We start from the raw sequence: 15,634 nt of genomic DNA on the forward strand, positions 1-15,634 counted from the left end.
GCCAAAAGACAGCTGGCAACCATACAGGCTTACCACGTTCCCGGCATGTCACACGACTGACGTAGGTTCTGCCTATCCCCCGGTGGCTTAACAACGACGTAGCCCAAATTCTAAGTGGACTAACCAGCCACGTACCTTTTGGTTAGAGCCCGGTGTTCAAGCAGCTTTGGCTCCTCACTGGTAACGAGGTTTATCAGCAGTTCACATACGTTAACCCTATCAGCCAGCCTAGCTCCTCGACCCCTTTGCTGCTAGGAGTGTCCAGACCAATCCCTCGCGGGAAGGGCCTGCCCGAAACATCCGGAGGCTACATTGTCAGAAGAGCTTCACACCCCACCGTTGCCAGTGACGCATGTCTTCTTAGGCTACTGCTGGTCGTACAGCAGGTTCACTATCCTCGCCGTACAGCTGACGAGGCCAAACAATGACACACCGAGCTTTCGCTCGTATCGGTTCGCGAATCCATTGCCGCTGGCGGCGCAGGAATTGCATACATCACTCCACCCTGTCGGCGGAGGTGAAGCCGCTGACGGGGCGGAACCTGACGGTAATCAGGTCAATGCAATGCGAGCTCTCGGAGGATGTGCCTTGCCGAGACTCGTAAGGACGAGACCCGGCAAACCTCGGCCGGCTCTCGCTTCGCTACAAGAGATACCCCACTTCTGAGCAGTTGCGTCGAGGGACTCACGCCCCTTCCCGATGCTCCGCGTGATATCTTCGCGACCGGTTAGGCTCATACAGACGCCTCCTTTGTCGCTAGTCGATGCCCCTTACGTTGGGGCTACCCGGACACGAGCGTGCGTGTCGCACTAGAATCGCCAGTTTAGAGCATTCCGCGTGCGTTCGAACCCTGCTGCATCGAATGGCGTGATGCACCGGTAGAAGGCGGCGACCGAAGCCGATTGCGGCACCCGCCGGCAAGACCCTGCAGAACCCGACCACGCCACCTGTTCCACTCTGCGACCACGCCACCATGCCCTCCGCTTCCTCCGTTAGGCCCGTTTCCGAACAATCCGCGGCCGCGCCCACAGGGATTGCCTGCGACATCTTCTGCGCGGTGATCGACAATTTCGGCGACATCGGCGTGTGCTGGCGTCTCGCGCGCCAGTTGGCAAGCGAGCACGGCTGGCAGGTGCGTGTGTTCGTCGACGATCTGCATGCGTTCCAGAAACTGTGCCCGTCGCTGGCGCTGGATCGCGCGCGCCAGGCAGTCGGTAGCATCATCGTCGAGCACTGGCACGAGCCGGCCCACGCGGGCGATACGCTCGAAGTGGCTGACGTCGTGATCGAAGCATTCGCCTGCGAGTTGCCGCCGATCTACGTCGCTGCAATGGCGCGGCGCGAGCGCGCGCCGGTCTGGTTCAACCTCGAATATCTGAGCGCCGAGGACTGGGTCGCGGATTTCCATCTGCGGCCGTCGCCGCATCCGCGCTACCCGCTGACCAAGACCTTCTTTTTCCCGGGACTCGGTCCCGGCACCGGCGGCGTACTGAAGGAACGGCCTCTAGACGCCGCACGCGCGGCCTTCGAGGCCTCGCAACCGGAGCGCGCAGCGTGGTGGCTAAAGACCACCGGCCGTGCGCCGCCACCGGCCACGGCCACGGTCGTCTCGCTGTTCGCCTACGAAAACCCCGCCGTCGACAGCCTGCTCGAACAATGGCGCGACAGCGTTGAACCGGTCGTGCTGCTGGTACCGGAAGGCCGTATTTCGGGCGCGGTCGCGCGCTTTTTCGGGCTGCCGGCGTTCGCTGCCGGTTCACACGCCGAGCGCGGCGGCCTCAGCGTTCACGCGCTCGCTTTCACCGAGCAACCGGGTTACGACACGCTGCTGTGGGCCAGCGACGTCAATTTCGTGCGCGGCGAAGATTCGTTCGTGCGCGCCCAATGGGCCGCCAAACCCTTCGTCTGGCACATCTACCCCCAGGCCGACGACGCCCATCTGCCAAAGCTCGATGCCGCGCTCGCCCACTACGCCCGCACCCTGCCCGCCGACGCGCGGGACGCCCTCGCACGCTTCTGGCACGCATGGAACGGCGCGGGCCGGCCGGACTGGGCGGAATTCCAGCGCCACCGCGCGGCGCTGAAGCAGCGCGCGGCCGAATGGGCCGGCGAACTGGCCCAGGTAGGCGACCTCGCCGGAAATCTGGCCTTGTTCGCAAAAAGTCAGTTAAAATAAGCGGTTATCCAACGGCCGACGACGCAAGCGCGGCCCGACCGTGGCGAGGTTTGGCAAACTCGTTTGACCAATTCATCTGGCAGACTCGTCTTGCAAATTCGTCTGGCAAATTCGCCCGGATAACGGGGCCAGACTCAGAGGGCAGACTCAGGGGCTAGACCCACGGGCCAGACCAATTCGCAAGGCAAACCCGGCAGGCCAATCCGCTTGCGCCGTATGCCGTTGAGCAAAAGTTGAAGCTACTAATTTCGTACAGGACAGTTTTATGAAGACCGCACAGGAACTCCGCACCGGCAACGTCGTAATGATCGGCAGCGACGCGATGGTCGTGCAGAAGGCCGAATACAACAAGTCGGGCCGTAACTCCGCCGTCGTGAAGATGAAGTTCAAGAATCTGCTGACCGGCGCAGGCATGGAAAGCGTGTACAAGGCAGACGACAAGTTCGACGTCGTCGTGCTGGAGCGCAAGGAAGTCACGTACTCGTACTTCGCTGACCCGATGTACGTGTTCATGGACGCCGACTACAACCAGTTCGAAGTCGAAGGCGAAATGATGGGCGACGCCCTCCATTACCTCGAAGACGGCATGGCTTGCGAAGTCGTGTTCTACAACGAGAAAGCCATTTCGGTCGAACTGCCGACCACGCTGGTCCGTGAAATCATCTACACGGAACCGGCAGTCAAGGGCGATACGTCGTCGGGCAAGGTGCTGAAAAACGCCAAGCTGACCACCGGTTTCGAACTGCAAGTGCCGCTCTTCTGCAACATCGGCGACAAGATCGAAATCGACACGCGTACGCACGAGTACCGCAGCCGCGCCTAAGCGCCTGCAGCCTGCGCTGGAGCAAGTCCGGCGTGGCGAAAAATAATTGGCAAAAAAAGCGCCCGCTTTGGGCGCTTTTTCTTTTTTGCGCCGCCGTGTATGGTTGTGGAAATCTTTACCGGCCCTTTCTCAAAAATGCCTGTCCGTTGCTCTTCTCTTCCTGCCTTGCGTCAAACAAACCATTGATAAGCTTAAGTAATTGGCCGTGGCACAGTCCATGCTTCTCTCCGATACAGGCTGGTTAGGCTTGATTTCCTCAACTCCGGAGATGCGACATGAATCACGACATCGCTGAAGGCAAGTGGAAGCAAATGGTCGGTAAGGCCAAAACAGCATGGGGTGAATTGACGGACGACGAACTGACCAAGGCAGAAGGCCGCGTCGACAAACTGACCGGGCTGATCCAGCAACGCTACGCCAAGACCCGCCAGCAGGCGGAGCTTGAGGTACGGCATTCGACCGGCAGTACCGGCCAGCCATCGCGCCCGTGTCGCGCGCCAGAGTACCGGCGCGGCGTATCGGGTATTCCGTCCATCTAAAAAATAGCGCTCGCCATGCCACACGCCCTGATTGTTGAAGACGATCCCAATAGCCTGTCAGGCCTGTCCGCCATCCTCGCCGCCGACGGCTTCTCCGTCGACACCGCGACCACCATCGCCGAGGCCCGGGCGGCACTGACGCGCTTCATCCCCGATGTCGTGCTGGTCGACCTGAATCTGCCGGACGGCAGCGGGCTCGACGTGTTGCAGCACCTGCCCGCGCATCCACCCGGCGGCGCCCTGCCCGTGATCGTGATGACCGGCAACGCGACTGTCGAGAGCGCGATCGAGGGTCTGCGGCACGGCATCTGGGACTATCTGCTCAAACCGGTCAATATCCCGCGTCTGCGCAGCCTGCTAGCCAGGATTCCGCGTCCGTACGAGCTGACCGAAGAAGTTCAGACGTTGCGCGCGTCGTTGCGCCGGCTCGGTCGTTTCGGCTCGTTACTCGGCCGCAGCGGTGCAATCCAGCATGTCTACGACACGATCGAACATATCGCGCCGACCGAAGCCGCCGTGCTGATTTCCGGTGAAGCCGGCACGGGCAAGCAGATTGCCGCACGCACGCTGCACGACATGAGCCGGCGCCGCAAAGGACCGTTCATCACATTCGACTGCCGGACGGCGGGCAGCGTCGCGGCGCACCGCTCGCTCGAGAGCCTGCTGTTCGGCCACGAGCGCGGTGCGTTCAGCGGTGCCGAGCAGCGCGAGCCGGGCCTGTTCGAGCAGGCCAGTGGCGGCACGCTGTTCATCGACGAAATCGCCGAACTGCCGCGCGCCCAGCAGGAAGCGCTGCTGCGCGCACTCGATTCGCAGACCTTCATGCGTGTCGGTGGCACGAATCAGGTGACGACCGACTTCCGGCTGATCGCCTCGACGCGCAAAAACCCGCGCGCGGCGGTCGCAGACGGCAGCCTGCACGAAGATCTCGCGCTGCGTCTCGAAGCGGCCGCGATATCACTGCCGCCGTTGCGCGAGCGCGGTGACGATCCAACGCTGATCGCGCAAGCTGTCGTCGACGAGTTAAATCACGAAGCGATCGCGCGCGGCACCTCGGAAACGGCCAAGCAGGTCGGACCGAACTTCCTGCGCGAGTGCCTCTCGTACGAGTGGCCAGGTAATGTGCGTGAGTTGCAGGATCGCGTGCGCCGCGCGTATCACGCATCGGGCGACGTCCTGGAAACGTTGCGCGCCGATGAAGCGGGTTCGGTAAACGGGCGCGATCTGAACGGTAGCCGCGTGCAGGTCACCGTCGGCACCCCCCTCGCGGACGTCGAGGAAATGCTGATTCGCGCAACGCTCGACGCGGTCGGCGGCACGCGCCATCGCGCCGCATCGCTGCTGGGGATCAGTCCGAAGACGCTATACAACAAGCTGCAGCGGATGCGCTTGAACTGACTCTCACGCAAATGCACTGCGCAATAAAGTTTGCGCTTGCAGATACTGTGGCTCGGCGACCAGCTTGCTCCACTTGAGCGCCTTGCCGCGCGGCCGCATGCGCTTGAGCCGCTGCTGCGACTCCTTCGACGGTGTGAAGTGCAGCGCGTCCAGCACCTTCTCCGCTTCGTCCGGCTGATTGCAGATCAGCACCATGTCGCAGCCGGCCTGCAACGCGGCGGCCGCGCCTTCCGTCAGCGTGCCTCCCTGGCGCGCGGCTTCCATCGAAAGATCGTCGCTGAAGACCGCGCCTTCGAAACGCAATTTCTTGCGCAGGATGTCCTGCAGCCAGACACGCGAGAAACCCGCCGGCTTCGAGTCGACCTGCGGATAAACCACATGGGCGGGCAGCACGGCCCCGAGCGACACATCGAGCCAGTCGTACGGCGCCGCGTCCTCGCGCAGGATCTCATCGAGCGAACGTTCGTCGACCGGCATCGCGACGTGCGAGTCCGCGTGCGCGAAGCCGTGTCCTGGAAAATGTTTGCCGCAATTGCTCATGCCGGCCAACGCAAGGCCGTGACTGAGGCTCTTCGCCAGCAAGGTCACGACGCGCGGATCGCGATGGAACGAGCGATCGCCGATCACCTGCGACTGACCGTAGTTCAGATCGAGTACCGGCGTAAAACTCATATCGATGCCGCACGCGCGCAACTCAGACGCGAGGATGTAGCCGACCGCAGTCGTCACCTTCGTGGCGTGCAGCACGTCGCTGTCCCACAGCGTGCCGAGCTTGCCCATGGCCGGCAGCACCGTGAAGCCGTCGGTGCGAAAGCGCTGCACGCGGCCGCCTTCGTGGTCGACGGCAATCAGCAGATCGTCTCGAATCGCGCGGATCGAATCGGTCAGCGCGATCAATTGTGCGCGGCTCTCGTAATGCCGGGTGAACAGGATCACGCCGCCGGTCATCGGATGGGCAAGGCGGCGTTTGTCGTCGTGGTTCAGCGTTGTGCCGACCACGTCGAGCATTACCGGTCCGGGAGTGAGTTTCATCGAATTCCGCTAGAAAAAGCTTGAAGCAAAGAGAGACACGGCCGACGTGCGCCGCGTTCAGAATATTTTTATTCGTCGCTGGCGGGTGCGTGCGGAGAGTCCGGCCCTCGCGCCACCTCCCCTGTTTCGGCAATCACGAACGACACGGCGTAATCGCGTTCGTCGCTGACCGTCACACGTGCTGTAATGCCGCGCGCGTCGAGCCATTCGGCCAGCTCACCTGATGCAACCACCATCGGCTCGCCGCTCGGCTTGTTGAGCGTTTGCAGCGCACGCCAGGTCATCGGCCAGCGCATGCCGAGGCCGATCGCTTTCGAGAATGCTTCTTTGGCCGAGAACCGTGTGGCGAGAAATGCGATCCCACGCGCCGCCGAACGCGCGTGGCGCGCGTGATAAACGCGCAGCTCGTCCGGGCCGAGCACCTTCTCGGCGAAGCGGCCGTTGGTGCGTGTCATCACCGCGGCCACGCGGCTGACCTGAACGATATCCGTGCCGATGCCGTAGATCGTCATGTTCGGCGCCGCGGCGTTAAGCGCTTGCGCCGAGACGGGCGGCGACCATGATCGCCTTCATCTCGCGCACGGCGTTTTCCCAGCCGGCGAAGATCGCGTGTGCGACGATCGCGTGGCCGATATTGAGCTCGACGATGCCTTCGATCGCGGCGATCTGCTGAACGTTGGTGTAGTGCAGGCCGTGACCCGCATTGACCTTGATGCCGAACGTCGCGCCGAATTCGACGGCACGCACCACGCGCTCATATTCGCGCTGCTGTTCGGCGGGATCGTGTGCCTCGGCATAGCGGCCCGTGTGCAGCTCGATCACCGGTGCGCCGGCTTCGTGCGCGGCGCGGATTTGCGTTTCGTCCGGATCGATGAAGAGCGACACGCGCGAGTTCGCTTCGGCAAGTTGCTTGCATGCGGCGCGCACGGCTTCGAACTGGCCGGCGACGTCGAGGCCGCCTTCAGTCGTCAGTTCCTGACGCTTTTCCGGCACGAGGCAGACATCGTGCGGCTGCACTTCACAGGCGATGTCGAGCATCTCCTGCGTGACCGCGCATTCCAGATTCATGCGCGTTTTCAGGAGCGGCCGCAGCTTGCGCACGTCGGCGTCGACGATATGGCGGCGGTCTTCACGCAGATGCAGCGTGATCACATCGGCGCCCGCCTCTTCGGCCATCAACGCGGCGCGGATCGGATCGGGGTAAGACGTGCCGCGCGCGTTGCGCAGCGTTGCGACGTGATCGATGTTCACGCCCAGGTCAATCACATTCGGCGACGTAAGAAAGAAGCTCATAAGTTCTGCAAGTCGATCAGTATCTGGCGCGTCGCGAGCGGCGTGCCGCCAAGGTAGGTGTTGAGCAGAAAGCGCATCAGCGTTTTGCTTTGCGCCACCGTCTGCGCTCGATGGTAATCGTCCTTTTCCATATCGAGCAAGGTCTGTCCGGCGATCACCGGCCATTGCGCGGGTAGATCGTCGGACGCTTCGCGCACGCCGCGCTCCGGGTCGAACACGTAGCGGCCTTCGGCCTGCACCGCTTTGCGCGCGACGGTGCGATCGAGCGCCATCGCATAGCCGGTTTCGCGCAGCAGCACGCGTTCGAACGAACGCAGCACCTGCACGGGCGGCTCGTCATGCGCGAGGCGCGTCATCGTGACGACGTAGTGATGGAACAGTTGCGGATGCGGGTCTTCGCGTGCGCAGAACTTGACCAGCAGTTCGTTGACATAGAAACCGCAGAGCAGCGCGTCGCCCGCCAAAGGCAGCATGCCGCCGACCCACTCTGCGCCGGTTAGCGTGCGCACTTCGGACTTGCCGGTCCACGACAAGGCGAGCGGCTGGAACGTCTGCAGCACGCCGCGCAAAGCGGAGTGCGGACGCTTCGCGCCCTTTGCGACGAGCGCAAGGCGGCCGTGATCGCGCGACAGCACGTCGATGATCAGGCTGGTCTCACGATACGGATAACTGTGCAGGACAAAAGCGGGTTGCTCAGCGATCCGGTAATCGGACGCGGAGGTGCGAGGCGCGCGGCGCGCCGGCGCTTTGCGCGGCTCGCCTTCGGCGCCTTGAGCACCGCTTTGAGCACCCTGAGCGCCTTTGGCACTCGATGAGGATTTTTTGGTACTGCGAGCCGGTTTGGACGGCTCGCGTGCCGGCGCGGCCGGCGCCGAGTCGTCCGGGTCAGCGTCGGAATTCAGTGTCATCCACGCGTCATTCGTACCCATACGCACGGAGTCCGGCTTCGTTATCGGCCCAGCCGCTCTTCACCTTGATGAAGGTTTCCAGATACACAGGGCCGTCGAACAGTTTCTCCATGTCAAGGCGCGCTTCGGTGCTGATCTGCTTCAGCTTGGCGCCCTTCTGGCCGATGATCATCGCTTTTTGCGTATCGCGCTCCACGAGGATGGTCGCGAAAATGCGGCGCAGACGCCCTTCGGTTTCGAACTTGTCGATCAGCACGGTGCTCGTGTACGGCAGTTCGTCGCCGGTCCAGCGGAACACTTTTTCGCGCAGGATTTCGGCGGCAAGAAAGCGCTCGCTACGATCGGTCAGATCGTCTTCACCGTAGATCGGTGCGCCTTCCGGCAGGAACGGCTTGATCGTCGCCAGCAAACGCTTGATGTCGTCCGGATTTTTCGCCGACAGCGGCACGATCTCGTTGAACTGACGCAGCGCACTCACCTGCTGCATGAACGGATACAGCGAGTCCTTATCCGACACGCGATCGAGTTTGTTCGCGATCAGCAGCGTGGGTACCGACGGCGGAATCAGGTCGAGCACCTTCTGGTCATCCGGGCCGAAGCGGCCGGCTTCGATCACGAACAGAATCGCGTCCACCGAACTCAGCGTGGATGTGACCGCGCGGTTGAGCGAACGGTTCAGCGCGCCGCTGTGTTTGGTCTGGAAACCCGGCGTATCGACGAAGATGTACTGTGCGTCTTCAAACGTATGAATGCCGGTGATGCGGTGGCGCGTGGTCTGCGCCTTGCGCGACGTGATACTGACTTTCTGGCCGACCAGCGCATTCATCAGCGTGGACTTGCCGACGTTCGGGCGGCCGACGATCGCGACCATGCCGCAGCGAAAACCAGTGGGAGTGGGAGCGTTCATATTCGGGCTACGGCAGGTTCAGATCGACGCGCGAGGAATGGCGCGCCGATGGCAATCAATGGCCCGCATCGGCGACGCGGGTTTGCACCGCGTCGGCTACGCCGGGTTCGTGTTCGATAGGTGCCGGCACGCCAGGCGCGGGCACGGCTGCGCCGGGTGTGGCTTCACGGCTGCGATGTTTGTCGGCGCTGCGGACGGCGGCTTCTGGCTTGGCTTCGGCGGGCTTTGCTTCAGCGGGCTTTGCTTCAGCAGCCTTCGCGTCTACGGGCTTCGCTTCTACCGGTTTTGGGTCCGCGGGCTTCGCGGCTTCCGATTTGATCTCAGCAGATTTGGCGTCCAGCTTGTCGGCCGGCTTATCCGTCGCTACTTTGTCAGCAGACCTGTCGGACCTCTCAGCGCGCTCTGACTTGTCCTGTCCGCTGTACTCCACGTGCGCGGCGCGAATCACAGCCAGCGGCGCGGACGTCGCCGTCAGGGTCGGCCGTTCGGCTGCGGACTCCGCTGCCGGCACGGCACGTGTGTCACCCCGCCCGGCCCCGCGCTCACTCTTACGATCCGGACTGCGCAAGTCGAGCGCGGCCTGTACACCGGTCACGCCGGGCACGATCTCCTGCTCGGCATTCTTCGCCGCACGGGCGCCCTTTGAACGCTTTGGCTTGGCGACCACGGCGGGCGCGGCGGCCATGACTTCGTCGAGCGCCTTCTTGGCCGCGGCCTGCTCTGCCGCACGGCGGCTTGCGCCGGAGCCGGACACCTTGACGTCCAGCTTCGGCACCGTGCATTCGACTTCAAACTGTTGATTGTGCGCCGCACCATGCGTCGCGACGACCGTGTAAGTAGGCAACGCGATCTTGTGGCCCTGCAGATACTCCTGCAGCAGCGTCTTGGCGTCCTTGCCGAGCGTGCGCGGGTCGATGTGATCGAGAATCGGCACGTAAAGGCGCTTGATGACCGTCTGGGCGGCATCGAACCCGCCGTCGAGGAACACCGCGCCCAGCACGGCTTCGAGCGTGTCAGCCAGGATCGACGGACGGCGGAAGCCACCGCTGCGCAGTTCGCCCTCACCGAGACGCAGGCCTTCCGAGATATTGAGGGCCTGAGCGATTTCGTAAAGCGACTGCTGTTTGACCAGATTGGCACGGACGCGCGACAGGTCGCCTTCGTCCAACTTGCCGAAACGTTGGAACAAAAGCGCAGCCACCGCGCAATTTAGAACGGAGTCGCCGAGAAACTCGAGCCGTTCGTTGTGCGTGGAGCTATGACTGCGGTGCGTTAAAGCCTGGCGCAACAATTCCGCATTGCGAAATTCGTAGCGCAGACGGCTTTCCAACGGAGATAGGGGCATGGGCAGAGTATAACGCGGGCGCCTGCCCCGGCGAAAACGCGGGACGGCCAGCGGAAAAAGCGTGGTGAAGCGACGTTACCGCGGATTCTTAAAGTAGCGTGATAACACGCCGCGACTGATGTGACCTACGTGTGGGCCACCCGCGCGGCGTGTTGTGCGATCAAGGCATGCGTGCTCAGTGGAATGAGCCGATGCGTTTCAGATCGCTGAAGTTCATCCAGATGAAAAACGCGCGGCCGACGATATTCTTATCCGGCGCGAAACCCCAATAACGGCTGTCCGCGCTGTTATCGCGGTTGTCGCCCATCATGAAGTAATTGCCAGGCGGCACTTTGCAGATCACGCCGCGTGCGTTGTACGTGCAGTTATCGCGATACGGATAATCTTCCGCGCCGACGATGAACGGAGGCACGGCCGGATTGTTCAGAATCGCGTTCTTGCGGCCACCGAGATTTTCTTCGAATTGCTTCGCGTAGCCGAGGCGCTCTTCGTCAAGGTAGTCAGGCAGCGGCGTTTCCGGCACGGGCTTGCCGTTGATCGTCAGTTGCTTGTCCTGATAAGCAACGGTGTCGCCCGGCAGACCGATCACGCGCTTGATGTAGTCGACCGATTCGTCTTTCGGGTAGCGGAACACCACCACGTCGCCGCGTTCGAGCGGACGGCCTTCGGTGACCTTCGTGTTGGTGATTGGCAGACGGATACCGTAGTCGAATTTGTTGACGAGGATGAAGTCGCCCACCAGCAACGTCGGCACCATCGAACCCGACGGAATCTTGAACGGCTCGACCACGAACGAGCGCACCACGAACACCACCAGAATCACCGGGAAAAAGCTCGCCGAATACTCGAGCCACCACGGTTGACGCAGCTTGTCGTCACGCAGACGGGCACGCGTTTGCGCCGCGTTTTCGTCGGCGAAACGCTCGCCGACGCGCGCCTGCTGGCGGTCGAACTCAGCGACCACGGCCTCCGCCGCGCGCCGCCGTTGCGGCATGAAAACCAGTTTGTCTGCGACCCATGCGACGCCCGTCAAAATGACGAGCACAAAAAGAATCAGCGCAAAATTCATAGGGTTCCGTTGTTCGTCTTATTTGTCTTCGACACGCAGAATTGCGAGGAAAGCCTCTTGCGGAATCTCGACGGACCCGACCTGCTTCATTCGCTTCTTGCCTGCCTTTTGTTTCTCGAGCAGTTTCTTCTTACGGGAAATGTCGCCGCCGTAGCATTTTGCCAGCACGTTCTTACGCAAGGCTTTAATGTTCTCGCGCGCAATAATGTTCGAACCGATGGTGGCCTGAATCGCCACGTCGTACATCTGACGCGGAATCAGTTCGCGCATTTTCGCCGCGACTTCACGGCCGCGATACTGGCTCTGCGAACGGTGCACGATCACGGACAAGGCATCCACCTTGTCGCCGTTGATCAGCATGTCGACCTTCACAACGTCTGCCGCGCGATATTCCTTGAACTCGTAATCCATCGATGCGTAGCCGCGCGAGATCGACTTCAGACGATCGAAGAAATCGAGCACGACTTCACCCATCGGGATTTCGTAGGTCAACTGCACCTGACGGCCGTGGTACTGCATGTTGATCTGGTTGCCGCGCTTTTGCGTGCACAGCGTGATCACCGCGCCGACATAGTCTTGCGGCATGTACAGGTTCACGGTGACGATCGGCTCGCGCACCTCTTCGATCTTCGAGGGCTCCGGCATCTTGGCCGGGTTTTCGACCATGAGGATCGTGCCGTCGCGCTGCAGAACTTCGTACACCACGGTCGGCGCCGTGGTGATCAGGTCCATGTCGAACTCGCGCTCCAGACGTTCCTGCACGATCTCCATGTGCAGCAGACCGAGGAAGCCGCAACGGAAACCGAAACCGAGTGCCTGCGACACTTCCGGCTCGTACATCAGCGAGGCGTCGTTCAGCTTCAGCTTTTCCAGCGAGTCGCGCAGCGCGTCGTACTGGTTCGCTTCGACCGGATAGAGACCGGCGAACACCTGCGGCTTCACTTCCTTGAAGCCCGGCAGCGGTTCGGCAGCAGGACGATTCACCAGCGTGACGGTGTCGCCCACTTTCGCGGCAGCCAGTTCCTTGATGCCGGCGATGATGAAGCCAACCTGCCCCGCGGACAGCGATTCGAGGTTCTTCGACTTCGGCGTGAACACGCCGATATGCTCGACCGGATACTGCGCGCCGGTCGCCATCATGCGGATCTTGTCTTTCGGACGCAGCGTGCCGTTGACGATACGCACCAGCATCACGACGCCAACGTAGTTGTCGAACCACGAGTCGATGATCAGCGCCTGCAGCGGTGCTTCCGGATCGCCCTTGGGCGGCGGCACTTTAGCGACCAGCGCTTCGAGCACATCTTCCACGCCGAGGCCGGTCTTCGCGCTGCAACGTGTCGCGTCGGTCGCGTCGATACCGATCACGTCTTCGATTTCTTCGATCGCGTTCTCGGGATTCGCGGCCGGCAGGTCAATCTTGTTGAGCACCGGAATGACGTCGACGCCAAGCTCGATCGCCGTGTAGCAATTGGCGACGGTTTGCGCTTCCACGCCCTGGCTTGCGTCGACGACCAGCAACGCGCCTTCACATGCGGACAGCGAGCGACTGACTTCGTACGAGAAGTCGACGTGGCCCGGCGTGTCGATCATGTTCAGGTTGTAGATCTGCCCGTCACGGGCCTTATACGTCAGTGCGGCGGTTTGTGCCTTGATGGTGATACCGCGCTCGCGCTCGAGATCCATCGAGTCGAGCACTTGGGATTCCATCTCGCGGTCGGACAAGCCACCGCAGATCTGGATGATGCGATCGGCGAGCGTCGACTTGCCATGGTCGATGTGCGCAATGATCGAAAAGTTACGAATATGATCCATTCAGTACCGATCAAGCGAAAAAGGCGCGCTCGGACAATAGCGGAGCACGCCTTGTAAGTAGGTGAGTAGGGTAGCCCCTATCCTTTCAGGATAGGGGCCCCCGTGGAACCGGACTTGCGAGTTATCCCCGCATCCGGCTCGAGCCATACCATTAAAGGTTGCCCTTTATAAGCCCCGTCATGGCTTTGACGGAACCGGCTTAGCTACGTTCAAACCTCCAGCATGCACCTGCCGGTGGCAATTTGGGTGAAGCAGCACGCGGTTCGACAGAGCATCAGTACCACCATGCACCTTGTAAATCAGATGATGGTCATGCCAACCCGAGTCGAACTCTAGTGCTTGGTCGCAGTGCGCACAATTTCCGCCTTGCGACGTGTACAGCTTGAACCACTGCCTTAGGTAACTTCTGGATTGCTCCATCCGTTGCTGCCTCAGTTGTTCGCCATATTGCTCCCAATCAGGATCAAAAGGATGAAAGTCCCCCCTCACCTTCTTGTGCCGCCTGATCGCTGTGCCACTTACGTGGTATAGCTCCAGCAGCCCCAAACTACCATCTTTACGTACCGTGGGGGTGGAAAACACCCATTCACGATCTCCAACTTGATGGAAATACTTTTTCCTAATCCAGTCAGATTTCTTGTTTGCGTGTCGCCGTTTCGCCCACCGCCACAGCCGCTGAAACACTAAGTGATCCATGCGGCTGTAGGCCTGCTTGGCAACCGCGGGTTGGTGATATTGCGCCCAGCCCCGCAGCATCGGGTTCAACATGCGAATCAGATCCGCCTGCTTCACCGTCTTGTTCCTGCTGATCGTTTCCGCCACCTTGCGATAAAACGTTTTCACGTTTTTCTTGCTTGGCTTAATGAGCAGTTTTCCCGAGTACTTTCGGAAAGACCACCCCAAGAAATCGAAGCCGTCGTCGATGTGAACGATGTGTGTCTTTTCCTCCGATAGCCGCAATCCTCGTTGTGCGAGAAATGCTTCCACCCAAGGCCTGATTTCGCTCGCCAGCACTTCTTGCGAGGTACCGGTGATAACAAAATCATCCGCGTATCGCACCACATGTACTTTCAACTTCTTGGCTTTACCGATCCCAAATTTCGCACCGAGGTGCTCCATAAGGTCCTGTTCAAGCCCGTTCAGCACCATATTTGCCAACGTCGGGGAAATAATGCCCCCCTGTGGTGTCCCGGCTTCCGTCGCCTGGTACCGGCCCTGATACAACAGACCGGATTTCAGCCATTTCCGAAGGATTCCTGTGTCCATTGGGACATGGGTACCCAGCCAGTCGTGACTGATGTGATCGAAGCATCCCTTAATGTCGGCTTCCAGCACCCATGACGCCGAATCCGGCCGCCGCAAGCACTGGAACAACTGGGACATGGCGTCGGCTGTCGAGCGATTGCGCCTGAATCCATAGGAGTTCGGGTCGCTCGTTGACTCTGCCACTGGCTCCAAGGCCAGCAGATACAAGGCTTGCATCGCCCTGTCCCGCATAGTCGGAATGCCCAGAGGGCGTTCCTTCCCATTAGCCTTGGGGATGAAGACTCTCCGTAGGGGCAGAGGCTTATATCCTAGCCGCTTCAACCTGCCGACAGCATCCCATCGGCTTTCAGGCGAATCCCACAGTTCGCGATCGACTCCAGCCGTTCGCGCACCCTGGTTCTGCGTAACACGTCGTACCGCATACAGCTTTGCGGACAACGTGCGGGTCAGCATCCGTTGCAGAGCTTTCACCCTGCGCCAGTCACCCTCCCGCGTCGCCTTCGCAATTCGAATCTGCATCCCTCTCACGTTCCGTTCAACGCGACGCCAATCTACGGCGTGCCAGTTGCCCGGAGCGTGTGAAAGCGCAGATCCATCCTTTCGGACAGATACTCTCATGCTGCTCTCCCGCTTGATTAAGTGAATCCCGCGCGAAGAGCAACACGTCCCTTGCGGGGAGCGTTTTGCTCCCGCAAGGGGTAAGAACAACACTGACGACTAAGAAGCCGGCAGCAATCACTATGTTCGCTAGAGGATAGCCGACCGTCCTGCGACGGTTGACCAGACGGAAGTCTGCCCGCTTTCGCGTGGGGTGATGTTGCAACCCCTATGCATCCCATTACAGAACACCATTCGCTTTTTCCGTCCTCCCATACCCGCATGGTCAACAGCATTCCTTACGGTCCGCCTGCCTGCGATAAGTTGCAGGCAACCATACGGGCTTACCACGTTCCCGGCGTGTCACACGACTGAGGTAGGTCCCGCCTTTTCCCCGGTGGCTTGAAGACGACGTAACTCGAAGTTCCAGCGAGTTATCCAGCCACGTACCTTTTGGTTAGAGCCCAGC

The 15,634-nt window shown here is 61.0% G+C and carries 12 protein-coding genes and 1 pseudogene; 4 read left to right on the forward strand and 9 right to left on the reverse strand.

Annotated elements, in window-relative coordinates; all coding sequences use genetic code 11:
* Positions 1–973: 973 nt before the first annotated feature.
* The 4 genes and pseudogenes from earP (at position 974) to P3T25_RS15830 (ending at position 4,936) form a co-directional block, all read left to right on the forward strand.
* On the forward strand, positions 974–2,176 hold the full coding sequence (gene earP, locus P3T25_RS15815; RefSeq protein ID WP_429358355.1) for an elongation factor P maturation arginine rhamnosyltransferase EarP: 1,203 nt from the start codon (positions 974–976) through the stop codon (positions 2,174–2,176).
* Positions 2,177–2,441: 265 nt separating this feature from the next.
* Positions 2,442–2,999 (forward strand): elongation factor P, encoded by a 558-nt coding sequence (gene efp, locus P3T25_RS15820; RefSeq protein ID WP_054036233.1) that lies wholly within the window; start codon positions 2,442–2,444, stop codon positions 2,997–2,999.
* A 275-nt stretch (positions 3,000–3,274) separates the two neighbouring features.
* Positions 3,275–3,451 (forward strand): annotated as a pseudogene (locus P3T25_RS15825) (CsbD family protein); the annotation flags it as partial.
* Positions 3,452–3,553: 102 nt separating this feature from the next.
* Positions 3,554–4,936, forward strand: coding sequence for a sigma-54-dependent transcriptional regulator (locus P3T25_RS15830; protein ID WP_154560660.1), 1,383 nt, complete (start codon positions 3,554–3,556; stop codon positions 4,934–4,936).
* A gap of 3 nt (positions 4,937–4,939) precedes the next feature.
* On the opposite strand, the gene nagZ is transcribed toward P3T25_RS15830, so the two are convergent.
* The 9 genes from nagZ to ltrA all read right to left on the reverse strand — a co-directional run bounded on the left by nagZ (position 4,940) and on the right by ltrA (position 15,186).
* Complete coding sequence (nagZ, locus tag P3T25_RS15835; protein ID WP_154560659.1) at positions 4,940–5,968, reverse strand: beta-N-acetylhexosaminidase; 1,029 nt, start codon at positions 5,966–5,968, stop codon at positions 4,940–4,942.
* A gap of 68 nt (positions 5,969–6,036) precedes the next feature.
* Positions 6,037–6,480: a holo-ACP synthase gene (gene acpS / locus P3T25_RS15840; RefSeq protein WP_171925353.1), complete on the reverse strand. Its 444-nt coding sequence runs from the start codon at positions 6,478–6,480 to the stop codon at positions 6,037–6,039.
* A gap of 16 nt (positions 6,481–6,496) precedes the next feature.
* Positions 6,497–7,261 (reverse strand): pyridoxine 5'-phosphate synthase, encoded by a 765-nt coding sequence (gene pdxJ / locus P3T25_RS15845; protein WP_171925354.1) that lies wholly within the window; start codon positions 7,259–7,261, stop codon positions 6,497–6,499.
* Positions 7,258–8,190 (reverse strand): DNA repair protein RecO, encoded by a 933-nt coding sequence (gene recO / locus P3T25_RS15850; RefSeq protein WP_171925355.1) that lies wholly within the window; start codon positions 8,188–8,190, stop codon positions 7,258–7,260. Before recO ends, pdxJ begins: the two co-directional genes overlap by 4 nt.
* Positions 8,177–9,076 (reverse strand): GTPase Era, encoded by a 900-nt coding sequence (gene era / locus P3T25_RS15855; RefSeq protein ID WP_154560655.1) that lies wholly within the window; start codon positions 9,074–9,076, stop codon positions 8,177–8,179. The genes recO and era overlap by 14 nt, the downstream gene beginning before the upstream one ends.
* Before the next feature lie 55 nt (positions 9,077–9,131).
* On the reverse strand, positions 9,132–10,421 hold the full coding sequence (gene rnc / locus P3T25_RS15860; protein WP_266239342.1) for a ribonuclease III: 1,290 nt from the start codon (positions 10,419–10,421) through the stop codon (positions 9,132–9,134).
* A gap of 175 nt (positions 10,422–10,596) precedes the next feature.
* Positions 10,597–11,490 carry a signal peptidase I gene (gene lepB, locus P3T25_RS15865; protein WP_154560653.1) on the reverse strand — a complete coding sequence of 298 codons (894 nt, stop codon included), beginning with the start codon at positions 11,488–11,490 and terminating at the stop codon, positions 10,597–10,599.
* A gap of 18 nt (positions 11,491–11,508) precedes the next feature.
* Positions 11,509–13,302: a translation elongation factor 4 gene (lepA, locus tag P3T25_RS15870; protein WP_154560652.1), complete on the reverse strand. Its 1,794-nt coding sequence runs from the start codon at positions 13,300–13,302 to the stop codon at positions 11,509–11,511.
* A gap of 177 nt (positions 13,303–13,479) precedes the next feature.
* Positions 13,480–15,186 (reverse strand): group II intron reverse transcriptase/maturase, encoded by a 1,707-nt coding sequence (ltrA, locus tag P3T25_RS15875; RefSeq protein WP_429358356.1) that lies wholly within the window; start codon positions 15,184–15,186, stop codon positions 13,480–13,482.
* Positions 15,187–15,634 lie beyond the last annotated feature (448 nt).

The organism is Paraburkholderia sp. GAS32 (assembly GCF_050434225.1).
In the GTDB taxonomy this organism is placed as follows: domain Bacteria; phylum Pseudomonadota; class Gammaproteobacteria; order Burkholderiales; family Burkholderiaceae; genus Paraburkholderia; species Paraburkholderia madseniana.